The following is a 14,624-nucleotide window of genomic DNA, read 5'->3' on the forward strand; positions in this document are numbered from 1 at the left end:
AATGAATCAGTTGCAGGCACTCTTTGGTGGCACATTCGATCCCGTCCATTATGGACACCTCAAACCGGTAGAAGCGCTGGCAAATCTTATCGGCTTGTCACGGGTTATCATTATGCCCAACAATGTCCCTCCCCACCGCCCTCAGCCTGAGGCAAACAGTGCACAACGTAAGCGAATGGTCGAGCTGGCTATCGCTGATAAACCGCTATTTTCTCTGGATGAGCGGGAGCTCAGACGTGAATCACCGTCTTACACGGCACAAACATTAGCTGCATGGCGACAAGAACAAGGCCCCGTGCGTTCTCTGGCGTTTATCATTGGGCAGGATTCGTTGCTGAGTTTCCCTACATGGCACGATTACGAAACTATTCTGAGCAACAGCCACCTGATTGTCTGCCGCAGACCTGGGTACCCACTCACCATGGCGGACGAGAAAGACCAGCGATGGCTGGAAGCTCACCTGACGCAAAATGCCGACGATCTGCATACTCTACCGGCCGGAAAAATCTACCTGGCGGAGACACCCTGGTTTAACATTTCCGCCACACTCATCCGCGAGAGGCTGGAAAACGGCGAGGCCTGCGATGATTTACTTCCAGCCAGCGTCCTGGACTACATCAGGCTGCAAGACCTGTATCGTTAAACACCGCCTGCATAGCCGTAATCAACACATCGTTCTCTTGAGCGCTACGCACTGCAACACGATAATAGCGGTTATCCAGCCCGGGATAATTCGCGCAGCTACGGATCAAAATCTGTTTTTCCAGTAGTGCCCGTTGCAGATCAATTTCCGGTACATCGCAACGAAGAAACAGATAATTGGCGACACCAGGCCAGATGCTCAGCCCTTTTATCGCTTGCAACGCCTGATATAAACGCGGCCTCTCGGTATTCAACCACGCCCAGCTTGCCTGCTGATAAGCCTTATCCTTTAACACCACCTCTGCGGCCAGTGCGGCAAATGCATTAATCGACCAGGGCATCTGCCGTTCACGCATTAGCTGAACCTTCGCGACATCACTGCTCATCAGGTAGCCCAGGCGTAAACCTGGAATGGCGTAGAATTTCGTGAGGGAACGTAATACCCAGAGATGAGGATTGTCTGCCAGATGGGAAATAAAACCTTCACGCTCGGAGAGAAAATCCATAAAGGCCTCATCCAGAACCAGCGTAATGCCTAATTGCTGACAGCGTTCCGCAATAGATTGCAACAACAACGCATCAGGCAGCAGCCCGGTAGGATTATTCGGGGTGCATAAGAAGAGGCAATCAATCCCCCCGGTCAATGCCTCAAGAATGGCGTCAGTAAGTTGCCAACCCTCCTCTTCGCGCAGGGCATAATCGACGATATCGCAACCGGCCAGCGTGAGTGCACGTCGGTATTCAGCAAATCCAGGCGTAACAAGCATTGCGCGACGCGGACGAAGTCCATTGACGAGGGTAAAAATGGATTCGGTTTCACCGTTGCCGGCCAGTATCCACGATTCCGGCACCTGGTGATGTGCCGCCAGCGCCTGGTGCAGTTGTTGATAGGAGGGGTCCGGATAACGCTCTGCAGCAGACATATTATCCAGCAACGCGCGCTTCAGTGAGTCGGGCATTCCGGCCGGATTGATATTCGCACTGAAATCCAATAAACGCTCGGGTGAAATCCCCAATATTGAGGCCGCTTCGCGAATATTGCCCCCGTGTGCGCTGTGAAATAAAGCCATCTTCCCTTTTGCTCCGCTAAAAGAGGGTATCTTAAACGAAAAAGACCTCACGATTGAGGGTGCGATGATAAACTTTGCCCAGAAATCCGCACGGGAGTGAAAAATGCGACTCTGGCTAATTCGTCATGGGGAGACTGATGCAAATGTTGCCGGTCTCTACAGTGGGCATTCCCCTACCCCCTTGACAGCAAAAGGTCTTTCTCAAGCATACACCCTGCATCGTTTGCTACAGAATGTGCCTTTCGACCAGGTACTGTGCAGCGAACTTGAACGGGCACAGCTTACTGCACGTCTCGCGCTGGAGGGGCGAGAGATTCCAACGCACACCACGCCGTTGCTCAACGAGATGTTTTTCGGTGACTGGGAAATGCGCCACCACCGAGACCTGACACACGAAGATCCCGAGAGTTATGCCGCCTGGTGTACGGACTGGCAAAATGCCATTCCAACCAATGGCGAAGGGTTTCAGGCTTTTTCCGCCCGGGTGCAGCGTTTTATATCGGAACTGCCGACATGGGCGAGATCTGAAAACGTGCTCATTGTCAGCCATCAGGGGGTACTCAGTTTGCTGATCGCCACCTTGCTGAAGATGCCAGCATCATCGCTATGGCATTTTCGTGTGGACCAGGGCACCTGGAGTGCAATTGATATTCATGATGATTTTGCCACGCTACGTGTGCTGAACAGCCGTGCGACGTGGGAAAAAGACGAATAGCGAGTATTTTTCTGACTCAGTGCTTCTTTCAGGGCGATCTGGTCATTGACACACTCAGACAGGCTGCTATTCTCCGCACCGCCATCAGCACCATGCAGAAATTGTTTTACAAAAATGGCGATGCAATCTCGTGCCAGGGGTGGGATGATAGCCCACTTTTTGAAACCTGAGCCGGACATTTGTCCCGAAAATGGTTGCAGTTCAGGTATAATGCCAGGCCATTTATTGTCACCATCATTCTTTTTTTCCCAGGGGGAACACTTGCAGGGTAAAGCACTCCAGGATTTTGTTATCGACAAAATTGATGACCTGAAAGGTCAGGACATCGTCGCGATCGACGTTCACGGTAAATCCAGTATCACCGACTGTATGATCATCTGCACGGGCACGTCGACTCGCCACGTGATGTCTATTGCCGATCATGTGGTACAGGAATCTCGTGCCGCAGGCATGATGCCATTGGGTGTCGAAGGCGAAAATGCCGCAGATTGGATTGTCGTAGACCTGGGCGATGTGATTGTCCATGTTATGCAGGCAGAAAGCCGTGGCCTGTATGAGCTGGAAAAACTCTGGGGTTAATGCGTGAAACTGCAACTGGTCGCCGTCGGCACCAAAATGCCGGACTGGGTACAGACAGGTTTTACCGAATATCTGCGTCGTTTTCCGAAAGATATGCCGTTTGAACTGGTGGAAATCCCTGCCGGGAAACGTGGAAAAAACGCGGATATCAAACGTATTCTCGATAAAGAGGGTGAGTTAATGCTTGCTGCCGCAGGCAAAAACCGAATTGTCACCCTCGATATCCCGGGTAAACCCTGGGATACGCCACAACTGGCGAATGAGCTTGAGCGCTGGAAGCAGGACGGACGCGATGTCAGTCTGCTCATTGGTGGCCCGGAAGGGTTATCTCAGGCCTGCAAAGCAGCGGCAGAACAAAGCTGGTCACTCTCTGCGTTAACGCTTCCTCACCCGCTGGTGCGTGTGCTGGTTGCAGAAAGTCTCTATCGCGCATGGAGCATCACGACCAACCATCCTTATCATCGTGAGTAATGAAGACCAGGTAAACTAAGCAGCGGATGAAATTACAGAATTCTTTTCGCGACTATTCGGCTGAGTCTGCGCTGTTTGTGCGCCGGGCTCTGGTCGCTTTTACGGGGATTTTGCTGCTTACTGGCGTGCTAATCGCCAACCTCTATAATCTGCAAATTGTCCGTTATGCCGACTATCAAACACGTTCCAACGAAAACCGCATTAAGCTGGTGCCGATCCCGCCAAGCCGCGGCATTATTTACGATCGTAACGGCACCCCTCTCGCGCTGAACCGCACCATTTATCAAATTGAAATGATGCCGGAAAAAGTCGACAACGTTGAACAAACGCTCAATGCACTTCGCGATGTGGTGAATTTAACGGATGACGATATTGCCGCCTTTAAAAAAGAGCGCTCGCGTTCGCACCGTTTCACCTCTATCCCGGTAAAAGTCAATTTAAGCGAGATTCAGGTCGCACGGTTCGCTGTTAATCAATACCGTTTCCCGGGTGTTGAAGTTAAAGGCTACAAACGCCGTTTCTATCCCTATGGTTCGGCTCTGACCCATGTCATCGGTTATGTCTCTAAAATTAACGATAAAGACGTTGAGCGACTAGATAAAGACGGCAAACTTGCTAACTATGCTGCCACACACGATATCGGCAAGTTGGGTATTGAGCGTTATTACGAAGATATGCTGCATGGTCAGACGGGCTATGAAGAGGTCGAGGTCAATAACCGTGGGCGTGTGATTCGTCAGCTCAAAGAGGTCCCTCCGCAGGCAGGCAATGACATCTACCTGACGATTGACCTCAAACTCCAGCAATATATTGAAACGCTTCTGCAAGGCAGCCGCGCAGCGGTCGTAGTAAGCGACCCTCGAACTGGCAGCATTCTGGCGCTGGTGTCAACGCCGAGCTATGACCCGAATCTCTTTGTGGACGGTATTTCCAGCAAGGATTACACCTCATTACTGAATGATCCCAATACCCCATTGGTGAACCGCGCTACGCAAGGGGTCTACCCACCCGCATCAACGGTGAAACCTTATGTTGCCGTCTCTGCGCTCAGTTCTGGAGTCATAACCCGCAATACAACTCTTTTTGACCCGGGCTGGTGGCAACTTCCAGGTTCGGAAAAACGTTATCGCGACTGGAAAAAATGGGGCCACGGCCGCCTGAACATCACCAAGTCGCTGGAAGAATCTGCAGATACCTTCTTCTATCAGATTGCCTATGACATGGGTATCGATCGCCTGTCTGAGTGGCTGACCAAATTTGGCTACGGTGAGTACACTGGCATCGACCTTTCGGAAGAGCGTTCCGGAAACATGCCAACACGTGAGTGGAAACTGAAGCGCTTTAAAAAACCGTGGTACCAGGGGGATACCATTCCGGTGGGTATCGGTCAGGGCTACTGGACAGCCACGCCGATTCAGATGAACAAAGCGATGATGATTCTGATTAACGACGGCGTCGTCAAGGTTCCTCATCTGCTGATGAGTACTCTGCAGGATGGTAAACAGGTTCCATGGAAGCAGGAAGAGCAGAAACCGGTTGGTGACATACACTCTGGTTACTGGGAAATCGCTAAAGACGGGATGTATGGCGTGGCTAACCGCCCTAATGGGACAGGCCACAAGTACTTTGCAAGTGCGCCTTATAAAATCGCGGCGAAGTCAGGTACAGCACAGGTATTTGGCCTTAAAGCTAACGAAACCTATAACGCGCACCGCATCGCCGAACGTTTACGTGACCACAAGCTGATGACAGCATTTGCCCCCTATGACCATCCTCAGGTCGCGGTGGCCATGATTCTGGAAAACGGCGGGGCAGGCCCGGCGGTAGGTACTATCATGCGCCAGATTCTCGACCACATTATGCTTGGCGATAACAACACCGATTTACCGGCAGAAAATCCGGCGTCGGTCGCCGCAGAGGACCAATAATCATGACGGATAATCCGAACAAAAAATCGTTCTGGGATAAGATCCACATCGATCCTGCATTTTTGCTGATCGTCCTTGCTCTGCTGTTCTATAGCGCCATCGTTATCTGGAGCGCAAGCGGACAAGATATCGGCATGACGGAGCGTAAGGTTGGCCAGATTGCCATGGGGCTTATCGCCATGGTGGTGTTGGCGCAAGTCCCTCCTCGTGTCTACGAGGGATGGGCACCCTATCTGTATGTCGTCTGCGTTATCCTGCTGGTCGCGGTTGATGCCTTTGGTGCGATCTCCAAAGGGGCACAACGCTGGCTGGATCTGGGGATCGTGCGTTTCCAGCCGTCAGAAATTGCCAAAATAGCCGTACCGCTGATGGTGGCGCGCTTTATCAACCGCGATGTCTGTCCCCCCTCACTGAAAAACACCGCGATTGCGCTGGTGCTGATATTTATGCCCACGCTGCTCGTCGCGGCTCAGCCAGACCTCGGCACCGCCATTCTTGTCGCGCTGTCCGGTCTTTTTGTGCTGTTCCTCTCAGGTCTGAGCTGGCGCCTGATTGGTGTGGCGGTCGTGCTGGTTGCGGCGTTTATCCCGATTCTTTGGTTCTTCCTGATGCACGACTATCAGCGCCAGCGCGTCATGATGCTGCTCGATCCGGAAACCGACCCGCTGGGCGCGGGCTATCATATTATTCAGTCAAAAATTGCAATCGGCTCCGGTGGACTCAGCGGCAAAGGCTGGCTACACGGGACACAATCCCAGCTCGAGTTTCTGCCGGAACGCCACACGGACTTTATCTTTGCCGTTCTTGCTGAAGAGTTAGGGCTGATTGGGATTCTGATTCTGCTCTCGCTTTATGTACTGCTGATCATGCGTGGTTTATGGATTGCCGCCCGTGCACAAACCACCTTTGGCCGCGTTATGGCCGGCGGTTTGATGTTGATTTTGTTCGTTTATGTCTTCGTAAATATTGGTATGGTGAGTGGTATCTTACCTGTGGTGGGCGTACCGTTGCCGCTGGTGAGCTATGGAGGGTCAGCCCTGATAGTGCTGATGGCCGGGTTTGGGATCGTGATGTCCATCCATACCCACAGGAAAATGTTGTCAAAAAGCGTATAAAGAGGTGCGCAATGCGAAAGCTTTGGCTTGGAGTCTGTATAGCGGCAGGATTACTGTCGGCATGTTCTAACGATGATGGGCAACAACAGACGATCGTTGCGCCGCAGCCTGCGGTATGTAACGGTCCGGTCGTTGAAATCACCGGTGCCGAACCTCGTTACGAAACGCTAAATCCTTCTGTAAACCAGGATTATGAACGTGACGGCAAGCGCTATAAAATTGTGCAGGATCCGTCTAAATTCAGCCAGGCGGGCTTTGCCGCCATTTATGATGCCGAACCGGGTAGCAATTTAACCGCCAGCGGCGAAGCGTTCGATCCAACGCAACTCACTGCCGCCCACCCGACGCTGCCCATCCCAAGTTACGTGCGTATCACTAACCTGGCAAATGGACGCATGCTCGTCGTGCGCATTAACGACCGCGGCCCGTACGGCAACGATCGCGTGATTTCGCTGTCGCGTACCGTCGCTGACCGCCTGAACACATCCAACAATACCAAAGTGCGTATTGACCCGATTATTGTGGCTCAGGATGGCACCATGTCCGGACCGGGTACAGCCTGTACTACGGTTGCAAAACAGACCTATGCATTGCCGGCTCGCCCGGATCTGAGTGGTGGAATGGGCAGCGCCTCTTCCGCACCCCAGGCCGCGCAACCTCAGGCAGCGGTAAGAACGATTGATGACAGTTCGCAGATGGGCGCACAGGCCGATCAGCCTGATAACGCATCCACTGCGGCACCAGCCACAACGTCAGGCAGCAGCAACGGTGGATTTTTAGGTGCTGCGACCCCGTTAGCTTCCGGTGTGCTTGAAGGAAGTGAAGCACCTGCAACTTCAGCCGCACCAGCCACAACCGTTCAACCCACGGCGGTTGCGCCCGTGACTCGCCCGGCTCCTGTTACTGCCCCAGGCTCGACGCAAGGTCGCGTAACGCCAGCCGCATCGGCACCTGCCGCCGCTGTCGCCAGTGGAAGTTACATGGTGCAAGTGGGTGCGGTCAGTGATCAGGCCCGCGCGCAGCAGTATCAGCAGCGTCTTGCACAGCAGTTTGCTGTTCCTGGGCGTGTCGTGCAAAACGGTGCGGTATGGCGTATTCAGCTTGGACCATTCACCAATAAAGCCGACGCCAGTCGCCTGCAGCAACGCCTGCAAAGTGAAGCGCAGTTACAGTCTTTTGTCACTGGCGCACAGTAACAGACCGGGCATCTGACTTTGTCAAGTAACGTAAATCGCATTAACAAATCATGCGGAAAGTCGGATGCCTGCCCGTATAGCATTTGCTATAGTAGGGCACTTTTTTTAACTCCATCACGGATGTCGTTGTTCAGACCATGAAGACCACTTTCTCCGCTCGATTCGTACAGCGCCTGGCGCTCACCACGGCACTGGCCGCAGCCTCTCTCGGCGCCGCTCATGCCGACGACCTGAATATTAAAACCATGATTCCTGGTGCGCCTCAAATCGACGCAGAATCCTGGATCCTCATTGATTACAACTCAGGTAAGGTGCTGACAGAACAAAATGCCGATGCCCGTCGCGATCCGGCAAGTTTGACCAAAATGATGACCAGCTACGTCATCGGTCAGGCAATGAAAGCGGGTAAATTCAAAGAGACCGACCTGGTGACCATTGGCAACGATGCCTGGGCGACCGGTAACCCGGTATTCCGTGGCTCTTCGCTGATGTTCCTGAAACCAGGCATGCAGGTGCCGGTTTCTCAGCTTATTCGTGGGATTAACTTGCAGTCCGGTAACGATGCCTGTGTGGCAATGGCTGATTATGTCGCTGGCAGCCAGGATGCATTTGTTGGTCTGATGAATAACTACGTCAATGCGCTGGGTCTGAAAAACTCCCACTTCCAGACTGTACATGGTCTGGATGCCGACGGTCAGTACAGCTCCGCACGTGATATGGCGTTGATTGGTCAGGCACTGGTCCGCGACGTGCCGAACGAATACACCATCTACAAAGAAAAAGAGTTCACCTTTAACGGTATCCGTCAGACAAACCGTAATGGTCTGCTGTGGGATAACAGCCTGAATGTAGATGGCATTAAAACTGGCCATACGGACAAAGCGGGCTATAACCTTGTCGCGTCTGCAACCGAAGGTCAGATGCGTTTGATCTCCGCGGTGATGGGTGGCAGAACCTTTAAAGGCCGTGAAACCGAGAGCAAAAAACTGCTGACCTGGGGCTTCCGCTTCTTCGAAACCGTCAGCCCAATCAAAGCGGGTAAAGAGTTTGCATCTGAACCGGCCTGGTTTGGTGACAGCGATCGTGCGTCATTAGGTGTAGATAAAGATGTTTATCTGACTATCCCACGTGGCCGTATGAAAGACCTGAAAGCCAGCTATGTGCTGACCACCAGCGAACTGCATGCACCGCTGCAGAAAAACCAGGTTGTCGGTACCATCAACTTCCAGCTTGACGGCAAAACCGTTGAGCAGCGTCCGCTGGTCGTGCTACAGGAAATCCAGGAAGGGAATTTCTTCGGCAAAATCATTGATTACATTAAATTGATGTTCCATCACTGGTTCGGCTAAAGATCGGACACTTGAAAGTGTGATCTTCGTCCCCATATACTAAGCATCTCAATAAACTCCTGCCCCTCTGGCAGGAGTTATTATTTTTACGCCGGAGCTGACATGAAAACCAATCTCAAAGAACTGCTTGAATTCCCGACTCCCTTTACTTACAAAGTGATGGGACTGGCGAAACCAGAGCTGGTTGATCTGGTGGTTGAAGTGGTACAGCGCCATGCGCCCGGTGATTACTCTCCGCAGGTAAAACCGAGCAGCAAAGGCAACTACCACTCGGTATCCATCACCATCAACGCGACGCATATCGAGCAGGTTGAAATACTTTACGAAGAACTGGGCAATATCGAAATAGTCCGCATGGTTCTGTAGTGCCTTTGGGTGTTATCCGGCATGGGCTGGGTAACACTTCTCTCTGTGATATACTCCCCGCACCTTTTCCTCTCCCGGAGATGTTGTTTTGTCTCAGGATACAATCCTAATCCGTAATCTGGGCTTACAGCCCTACGATCCCGTTTCCCGGGCAATGCATGAATTCACCGATACTCGCGCCGATACAACCCAGGATGAAATCTGGCTGGTAGAACATCCGCCGGTATTCACACAAGGTCAGGCAGGAAAAGCTGAACACGTACTCGCACCCGGTGATATTCCGGTTGTGCAAAGCGATCGTGGCGGCCAGGTTACCTATCACGGCCCAGGGCAGCAGGTTATGTATGTGCTTATCAACCTTAAGCGACGTAAGCTCGGTGTTCGTGAACTCGTCACGCTACTGGAGCAAACGGTGGTGAACACGCTTGCTGAAGTGGGTATCGAGGCATATCCGCGTGCCGATGCGCCCGGCGTCTACGTGCAGGGTAAGAAGATTTGCTCGCTGGGATTGAGAATTCGTAAAGGCTGCTCATTTCATGGTCTTGCGCTCAATATCAATATGGACCTTACTCCCTTCTTACGTATCAACCCATGCGGTTATGCAGGAATGGAGATGACTCAGGTTAATCACTATCAGCCTGAGGTCAATATGGACAAAATAAGACCGATATTGATAGATAAGTTTTTAGCCCTGCTAAACTATCCACCAAATGAATATAGCCACACTTAATATATAACGAAACGCGGCCCGCATTATGCCGGGTCGTTATTTATTTCCATCCGCAATCTTTACATTTGAAAATATATTTTCTATTTTAATTCACCTCGCACGAAACGGATTATTCGTCATGATATGTACATTTCTGCTCCGTTGAATTTTCTCTCGCCAGATTAAATTTATGCGCGGGATGCAGCATCTTCCTGAAAAACATCCATAATGATGATATGCGATGGAAAAGCACCTCCCATAACTCATGACCACAAAAATAAATTCAACTATCATTCATTATGTGAATGATTACGGAGTACAAGCGTGGATTATAATAACCCGTCGGAACAGCGAATAACGGAACGCCCCGAAGAAGACAAGCCGCAAATCTTCCGCACATTGCGCAATATCGATCTCAATTTATTGACCATCTTTGAAGCGGTATATGTGCAAAAAGGGATAGTAAATGCAGCGAAAGTGCTTAATCTCACGCCTTCTGCTATTAGTCAGTCTATTCAAAAATTACGAACAATATTTCCTGACCCGCTATTTATCAGGAAAGGACAAGGCGTCACGCCGACTGCCTATGCGTCACACCTGCATGAGTATATAAGTCAGGGCCTGGAGTCAATCCTGGGCGCGCTGGATCTAACCGGCAGCTATGATAAGCAGCGGACGATTACGATTGGCACCCCACCATCGCTTGGGGCTATTGTCATTCCTGTTATCTGGAAGGCAATCAAAGAGGCTGCACCGCATTTGCTGATGCGCAACATTCCTATTCATGATGCGGAGAACCAGCTCAGCCAATTCCAGACAGACCTCATCATTGATACTAATATTCCAACCGCCAGAACCCTCAATCATCATGCACTTTACACCGATCGATTAATGCTGGTTTGCCGTCAGGGCCACCCTTGCCTGCGTTCAACTATCAATGAGGATGTTCTGCAGCACTACGATCATACGTTGTTGATGCTGGAAGGACAAAATCTGAGTGGGCTTCGCCAGAGAGTGCAGGATCTCTTCCCGGAGCGTCAGGTCAGCTTCAGTAGTTACAATATGTTTACTATCGCAGCACTGATCGGCAACAGCGATATGCTCGGCCTGATGCCAACTCGCCTGTTTAAACTCTTCAGTGCATGCTGGCCATTAGCTGAGATAGATTTCCCTCCGGTCAGCAATGAAAGACTTGATATATCACTGTATTACAACAAGTTGAGTTTGCGTGACCCGGTACTTGAAAATGTCATCAACGTAATTCGCCGCGCATTTTAACGATTTACCCAGCCTGGCAAAACGGCTAATGCTCTCTGGGCATTTGGCACAAAACAACAACTATTTTACATTTTGCCCCGTTGTCAGGCTGCTTTCTCCCCCTCATCAATGGTATACTGCACGCCGTGAATTCAAAAATAGTTGATAAATACAACATTCCCTTGAATTGAATCACTTACTTCGTTATCCGCAACTGGAACACGCACGCTATGAGTAAACCCATTGTGATGGAACGCGGTGTTAAGTACCGCGATGCCGATAAAATGGCTCTTATCCCGGTTAAAAACGTGGCAACAGAGCGTGAAGCCCTGTTGAGAAAACCGGAATGGATGAAAATAAAACTTCCGGCTGACTCGTCCCGTATTCAGGGTATTAAAGCAGCCATGCGCAAAAACGGGCTGCATTCTGTTTGCGAAGAGGCGTCCTGCCCTAACCTTGCTGAGTGTTTCAACCACGGTACGGCAACCTTTATGATTCTGGGTGCTATCTGTACGCGCCGTTGCCCGTTCTGCGATGTGGCACACGGTCGTCCTGTCGCTCCGGATGCAAATGAGCCGGTTAAGTTGGCACAAACCATCGCTGATATGGCCCTGCGTTATGTGGTTATCACTTCCGTGGACCGTGATGACTTGCGTGACGGTGGTGCACAGCACTTTGCTGACTGTATCAGCGCTATTCGAGAGAAAAATCCAACCATCAAAATCGAAACCCTCGTCCCGGACTTCCGTGGCCGCATGGATCGTGCGTTGGATATCCTCACTGCAACACCTCCGGATGTGTTTAACCACAACCTGGAGAACGTTCCACGTGTATATCGTCAGGTGCGCCCAGGTGCAGATTACAACTGGTCCCTGAAGCTGCTGGAACGCTTTAAAGAAGCGCACCCGCATATCCCGACTAAATCCGGCCTGATGGTTGGCCTGGGCGAAACCAACGCGGAAATCGTGGAAGTTATGCGCGATCTGCGCCGTCATGGTGTGACCATGCTAACACTGGGTCAGTATCTGCAGCCAAGCCGTCATCACTTACCGGTACAGCGCTACGTAAGCCCTGAAGAGTTTGATGAGATGAAAGAAGAAGCGCTGGCTATGGGCTTTACCCATGCTGCATGCGGCCCGTTTGTTCGCTCTTCTTACCATGCAGACCTGCAGGCGAAAGGCATTGAAGTGAAATAACGGTGTAATATCTGATTACACTTGAGACAAAAAAACCGGCCAGTGTGCCGGTTTTTTTATTGAGTCAGCGAGGCTTACTCTTTATGAGAAAGTTTCTCTGCCGTGACGCCATCGTCAGTGGTTTTCTTCGCCGCGGTATCATCATCGTTCATCGCTTTTTTAAAGCCTTTGATGGCCGTGCCCAGATCGCCGCCCAGAGTACGCAATTTTTTGGTACCAAACAGCAGAACGACCAGTGCGGCCACTACCAACAGTTTGGTAATACTAATCTCACCCATAGATACCTTCTTTCGTAAAACACACAGCGTAAAGCGCCATTATACCCTGACGTAATTAACGGTCATCCGGCGCGCGCACACAATAGCAATCTGTAACGAGATGAATCAAGCGTTGTTTAAAAAAACATCACTTCAATGTTGGTGTAGCGAAACGGCGGTTACGTAACACGGGCAGAACTTCTCGTGTCTGCATCAGCCGTGACTTTGTCACCTCAGCAAAAATCAATTGCGGGGATTCCGCTGCCGCTGCAATGGTCACACCCTGTGGATCTATAATCCGGCTCTGACCAATGTTTTTGTTCCCGCACTCGCCTGCCCCCACCACATAGCAGGTGGTGTCCAGCGCGCGTGCAGTCAGTAACGTCGCCCAATGATGCTCTTTAAGCGGCCCACGTACCCACGCAGCAGGCACCGCCAGTAACTCAGCGCCCTGCAGAGCCAGGCTCATTGCCAGCTCAGGGAAGCGTAAATCATAACAGGTCATTAACCCGACTTTCATGCCGTCCACATCAATAAGCGGTGCAATTTCATCACCGGCATCAACCCGGGTAGATTCCTGCATGTTGAAAGCATCATACAAATGCAGTTTGGCATACTGGGCAATGATTTTACCGGCCCGCAGAGCAATCAACGTGTTGACCGCTCTGCCCTGCGTTGACGGAACGTGAACGGTCAGAATGGTCGTCAGGGTATTGTGCTGGCTTTCAGCTAAAAGAAGCTGCAGATATTCACCATCCAGCGATTGGGCGGATTTCACGGATAGATGCGGGTCATTATCATCACGTGCCAGCAATGCTTCTGGCAGCACCAGTAGTGACACATTCTGGCGCGCAGCCTGAGCCATTAAATTCACACAGGTTCCGGCATTGGCACGCCAGTCCGGGGTCACAACAAATTGCCCTGCTGCAACAATCATCTCAGTCTCTCCTGAAGGTGCCGACATAGCCAGCCAATCGGTTCGGCGCTACACTCGTCACTCTAACAAATCAAACAGCGGGATTTCACGGTGTTACAACTTCTTTTGGCGGTGTTCATTGGTGGCGGTACTGGCAGCGTCGCACGCTGGGCGCTCAGCATGAAACTCAACCCTGCCCATCATGCCATTCCTATGGGCACACTGGCAGCGAATTTGATTGGTGCATTTATTATTGGTCTTGGACTGGCCTGGTTCAACCGAATGACCAACATCGATCCAATGTGGAAAGTACTGCTGACAACGGGATTCTGCGGCGGCTTGACGACGTTTTCGACCTTTTCTGCCGAAGTGGTTTTCTTGTTGCAGGAAGGACGTGCTGGCTGGGCGTTGCTGAACGTGGCGGTAAATTTACTGGGTTCGTTTGCGATGACGGCCATTGCGTTCTGGCTGTTTTCCAGCGCAAACGCAAATTAAGGGCAAAAAAAACCCGCTTATCAGCGGGTTTTGAAATTCTGTCTTATTGCTAACTTAGATAGGCATCACGTTAGCAGCAGAAGGACCTTTGGCACCGTTAGTGATTTCGAACTCTACACGCTGACCTTCAGCCAGAGTTTTGAAACCATTGCTCTGGATTGCAGAGAAGTGTACGAACACGTCTTTGCTGCCATCTTCCGGAGTAATGAAACCGAATCCTTTGGACTCATTAAACCACTTAACGTTACCTTTAATCTTAGACATCAATATTACCTTTACATGAAAAACGACACAAATGCTGTGTCGAGTAACAGTACAACAATTGTAGAGACTTTTGTCCAGTCGTTATTCATCAAAAAGTGA

General features: G+C 51.1%; 17 protein-coding genes. 13 read left to right on the top strand and 4 right to left on the bottom strand.

Annotation, left to right across the window (positions count from 1 at the left end; translation table 11 throughout):
* Position 1 precedes the first annotated feature (1 nt).
* The gene (nadD, locus tag AC5JPW_RS07640; RefSeq protein ID WP_494241161.1) at positions 2 to 643 is read left to right on the top strand and encodes a nicotinate-nucleotide adenylyltransferase; all 642 of its coding nucleotides are present in this window, start codon (positions 2 to 4) and stop codon (positions 641 to 643) included.
* On the opposite strand, the gene cobD is transcribed toward nadD, so the two are convergent.
* Positions 618 to 1,712, bottom strand: coding sequence for a threonine-phosphate decarboxylase CobD (gene cobD, locus AC5JPW_RS07645; RefSeq protein ID WP_494239309.1), 1,095 nt, complete (start codon positions 1,710 to 1,712; stop codon positions 618 to 620). The two genes, nadD and cobD, sit on opposite strands and share 26 nt — an antisense overlap.
* Before the next feature lie 103 nt (positions 1,713 to 1,815).
* Between cobD and AC5JPW_RS07650 the strand changes: the two genes are divergently transcribed.
* From AC5JPW_RS07650 to lipA, 11 genes are all read left to right on the top strand, one after another.
* On the top strand, positions 1,816 to 2,427 hold the full coding sequence (locus tag AC5JPW_RS07650; protein WP_494239311.1) for an adenosylcobalamin/alpha-ribazole phosphatase: 612 nt from the start codon (positions 1,816 to 1,818) through the stop codon (positions 2,425 to 2,427).
* Positions 2,428 to 2,688: 261 nt separating this feature from the next.
* On the top strand, positions 2,689 to 3,006 hold the full coding sequence (rsfS, locus tag AC5JPW_RS07655; protein ID WP_494239313.1) for a ribosome silencing factor: 318 nt from the start codon (positions 2,689 to 2,691) through the stop codon (positions 3,004 to 3,006).
* A 3-nt stretch (positions 3,007 to 3,009) separates the two neighbouring features.
* Entirely contained in the window at positions 3,010 to 3,477 is a 468-nt protein-coding gene (gene rlmH / locus AC5JPW_RS07660; protein WP_494239314.1) for a 23S rRNA (pseudouridine(1915)-N(3))-methyltransferase RlmH, read from the top strand.
* 26 nt (positions 3,478 to 3,503) lie between these two features.
* Positions 3,504 to 5,405 carry a peptidoglycan DD-transpeptidase MrdA gene (gene mrdA, locus AC5JPW_RS07665; RefSeq protein ID WP_494239316.1) on the top strand — a complete coding sequence of 634 codons (1,902 nt, stop codon included), beginning with the start codon at positions 3,504 to 3,506 and terminating at the stop codon, positions 5,403 to 5,405.
* Between the two features lie 2 nt (positions 5,406 to 5,407).
* On the top strand, positions 5,408 to 6,520 hold the full coding sequence (gene mrdB / locus AC5JPW_RS07670) for a peptidoglycan glycosyltransferase MrdB (protein ID WP_494239317.1): 1,113 nt from the start codon (positions 5,408 to 5,410) through the stop codon (positions 6,518 to 6,520).
* An 11-nt stretch (positions 6,521 to 6,531) separates the two neighbouring features.
* Complete coding sequence (gene rlpA / locus AC5JPW_RS07675) at positions 6,532 to 7,716, top strand: endolytic peptidoglycan transglycosylase RlpA (protein WP_494239319.1); 1,185 nt, start codon at positions 6,532 to 6,534, stop codon at positions 7,714 to 7,716.
* Between the two features lie 137 nt (positions 7,717 to 7,853).
* Entirely contained in the window at positions 7,854 to 9,065 is a 1,212-nt protein-coding gene (gene dacA, locus AC5JPW_RS07680; RefSeq protein WP_494239321.1) for a D-alanyl-D-alanine carboxypeptidase DacA, read from the top strand.
* Between the two features lie 102 nt (positions 9,066 to 9,167).
* The gene (gene ybeD, locus AC5JPW_RS07685; RefSeq protein ID WP_263097532.1) at positions 9,168 to 9,431 is read left to right on the top strand and encodes a DUF493 family protein YbeD; all 264 of its coding nucleotides are present in this window, start codon (positions 9,168 to 9,170) and stop codon (positions 9,429 to 9,431) included.
* An 88-nt stretch (positions 9,432 to 9,519) separates the two neighbouring features.
* Complete coding sequence (gene lipB, locus AC5JPW_RS07690; protein ID WP_494239323.1) at positions 9,520 to 10,161, top strand: lipoyl(octanoyl) transferase LipB; 642 nt, start codon at positions 9,520 to 9,522, stop codon at positions 10,159 to 10,161.
* A 303-nt stretch (positions 10,162 to 10,464) separates the two neighbouring features.
* Complete coding sequence (locus tag AC5JPW_RS07695) at positions 10,465 to 11,418, top strand: YbeF family transcriptional regulator (RefSeq protein WP_494239324.1); 954 nt, start codon at positions 10,465 to 10,467, stop codon at positions 11,416 to 11,418.
* A gap of 209 nt (positions 11,419 to 11,627) precedes the next feature.
* The gene (gene lipA / locus AC5JPW_RS07700; protein WP_494239326.1) at positions 11,628 to 12,593 is read left to right on the top strand and encodes a lipoyl synthase; all 966 of its coding nucleotides are present in this window, start codon (positions 11,628 to 11,630) and stop codon (positions 12,591 to 12,593) included.
* A gap of 74 nt (positions 12,594 to 12,667) precedes the next feature.
* Here lipA and tatE read toward each other — a convergent pair whose 3' ends face one another.
* Both tatE and AC5JPW_RS07710 read right to left on the bottom strand, forming a co-directional pair.
* Positions 12,668 to 12,871 (bottom strand): twin-arginine translocase subunit TatE, encoded by a 204-nt coding sequence (tatE, locus tag AC5JPW_RS07705; protein ID WP_494239327.1) that lies wholly within the window; start codon positions 12,869 to 12,871, stop codon positions 12,668 to 12,670.
* Between the two features lie 127 nt (positions 12,872 to 12,998).
* Positions 12,999 to 13,787, bottom strand: coding sequence for a deaminated glutathione amidase (locus AC5JPW_RS07710; RefSeq protein ID WP_494239329.1), 789 nt, complete (start codon positions 13,785 to 13,787; stop codon positions 12,999 to 13,001).
* Between the two features lie 90 nt (positions 13,788 to 13,877).
* Between AC5JPW_RS07710 and crcB the strand changes: the two genes are divergently transcribed.
* The gene (crcB, locus tag AC5JPW_RS07715; protein WP_494239330.1) at positions 13,878 to 14,261 is read left to right on the top strand and encodes a fluoride efflux transporter CrcB; all 384 of its coding nucleotides are present in this window, start codon (positions 13,878 to 13,880) and stop codon (positions 14,259 to 14,261) included.
* 54 nt (positions 14,262 to 14,315) lie between these two features.
* On the opposite strand, the gene cspE is transcribed toward crcB, so the two are convergent.
* Positions 14,316 to 14,525, bottom strand: a complete 210-nt coding sequence (cspE, locus tag AC5JPW_RS07720) for a transcription antiterminator/RNA stability regulator CspE (RefSeq protein WP_004100146.1) — start codon at positions 14,523 to 14,525, stop codon at positions 14,316 to 14,318.
* Positions 14,526 to 14,624: the final 99 nt, after the last annotated feature.

The organism is Phytobacter sp. (genome assembly GCF_059074235.1).

Excerpts from the sequence above, each read along its gene's own strand:
- nadD (WP_494241161.1), top strand. The coding sequence starts at position 2 with ATGAATCAGTTGCAGGCACTCTTTGGTGGCACATTCGATCCCGTCCAT.
- cobD (WP_494239309.1), bottom strand. The coding sequence starts at position 1,712 with ATGGCTTTATTTCACAGCGCACACGGGGGCAATATTCGCGAAGCGGCC.
- AC5JPW_RS07650 (WP_494239311.1), top strand. The coding sequence starts at position 1,816 with ATGCGACTCTGGCTAATTCGTCATGGGGAGACTGATGCAAATGTTGCC.
- mrdA (WP_494239316.1), top strand. The coding sequence starts at position 3,504 with ATGAAATTACAGAATTCTTTTCGCGACTATTCGGCTGAGTCTGCGCTG.
- mrdB (WP_494239317.1), top strand. The coding sequence starts at position 5,408 with ATGACGGATAATCCGAACAAAAAATCGTTCTGGGATAAGATCCACATC.
- rlpA (WP_494239319.1), top strand. The coding sequence starts at position 6,532 with ATGCGAAAGCTTTGGCTTGGAGTCTGTATAGCGGCAGGATTACTGTCG.
- dacA (WP_494239321.1), top strand. The coding sequence starts at position 7,854 with ATGAAGACCACTTTCTCCGCTCGATTCGTACAGCGCCTGGCGCTCACC.
- ybeD (WP_263097532.1), top strand. The coding sequence starts at position 9,168 with ATGAAAACCAATCTCAAAGAACTGCTTGAATTCCCGACTCCCTTTACT.
- lipA (WP_494239326.1), top strand. The coding sequence starts at position 11,628 with ATGAGTAAACCCATTGTGATGGAACGCGGTGTTAAGTACCGCGATGCC.
- tatE (WP_494239327.1), bottom strand. The coding sequence starts at position 12,871 with ATGGGTGAGATTAGTATTACCAAACTGTTGGTAGTGGCCGCACTGGTC.
- AC5JPW_RS07710 (WP_494239329.1), bottom strand. The coding sequence starts at position 13,787 with ATGATTGTTGCAGCAGGGCAATTTGTTGTGACCCCGGACTGGCGTGCC.
- cspE (WP_004100146.1), bottom strand. The coding sequence starts at position 14,525 with ATGTCTAAGATTAAAGGTAACGTTAAGTGGTTTAATGAGTCCAAAGGA.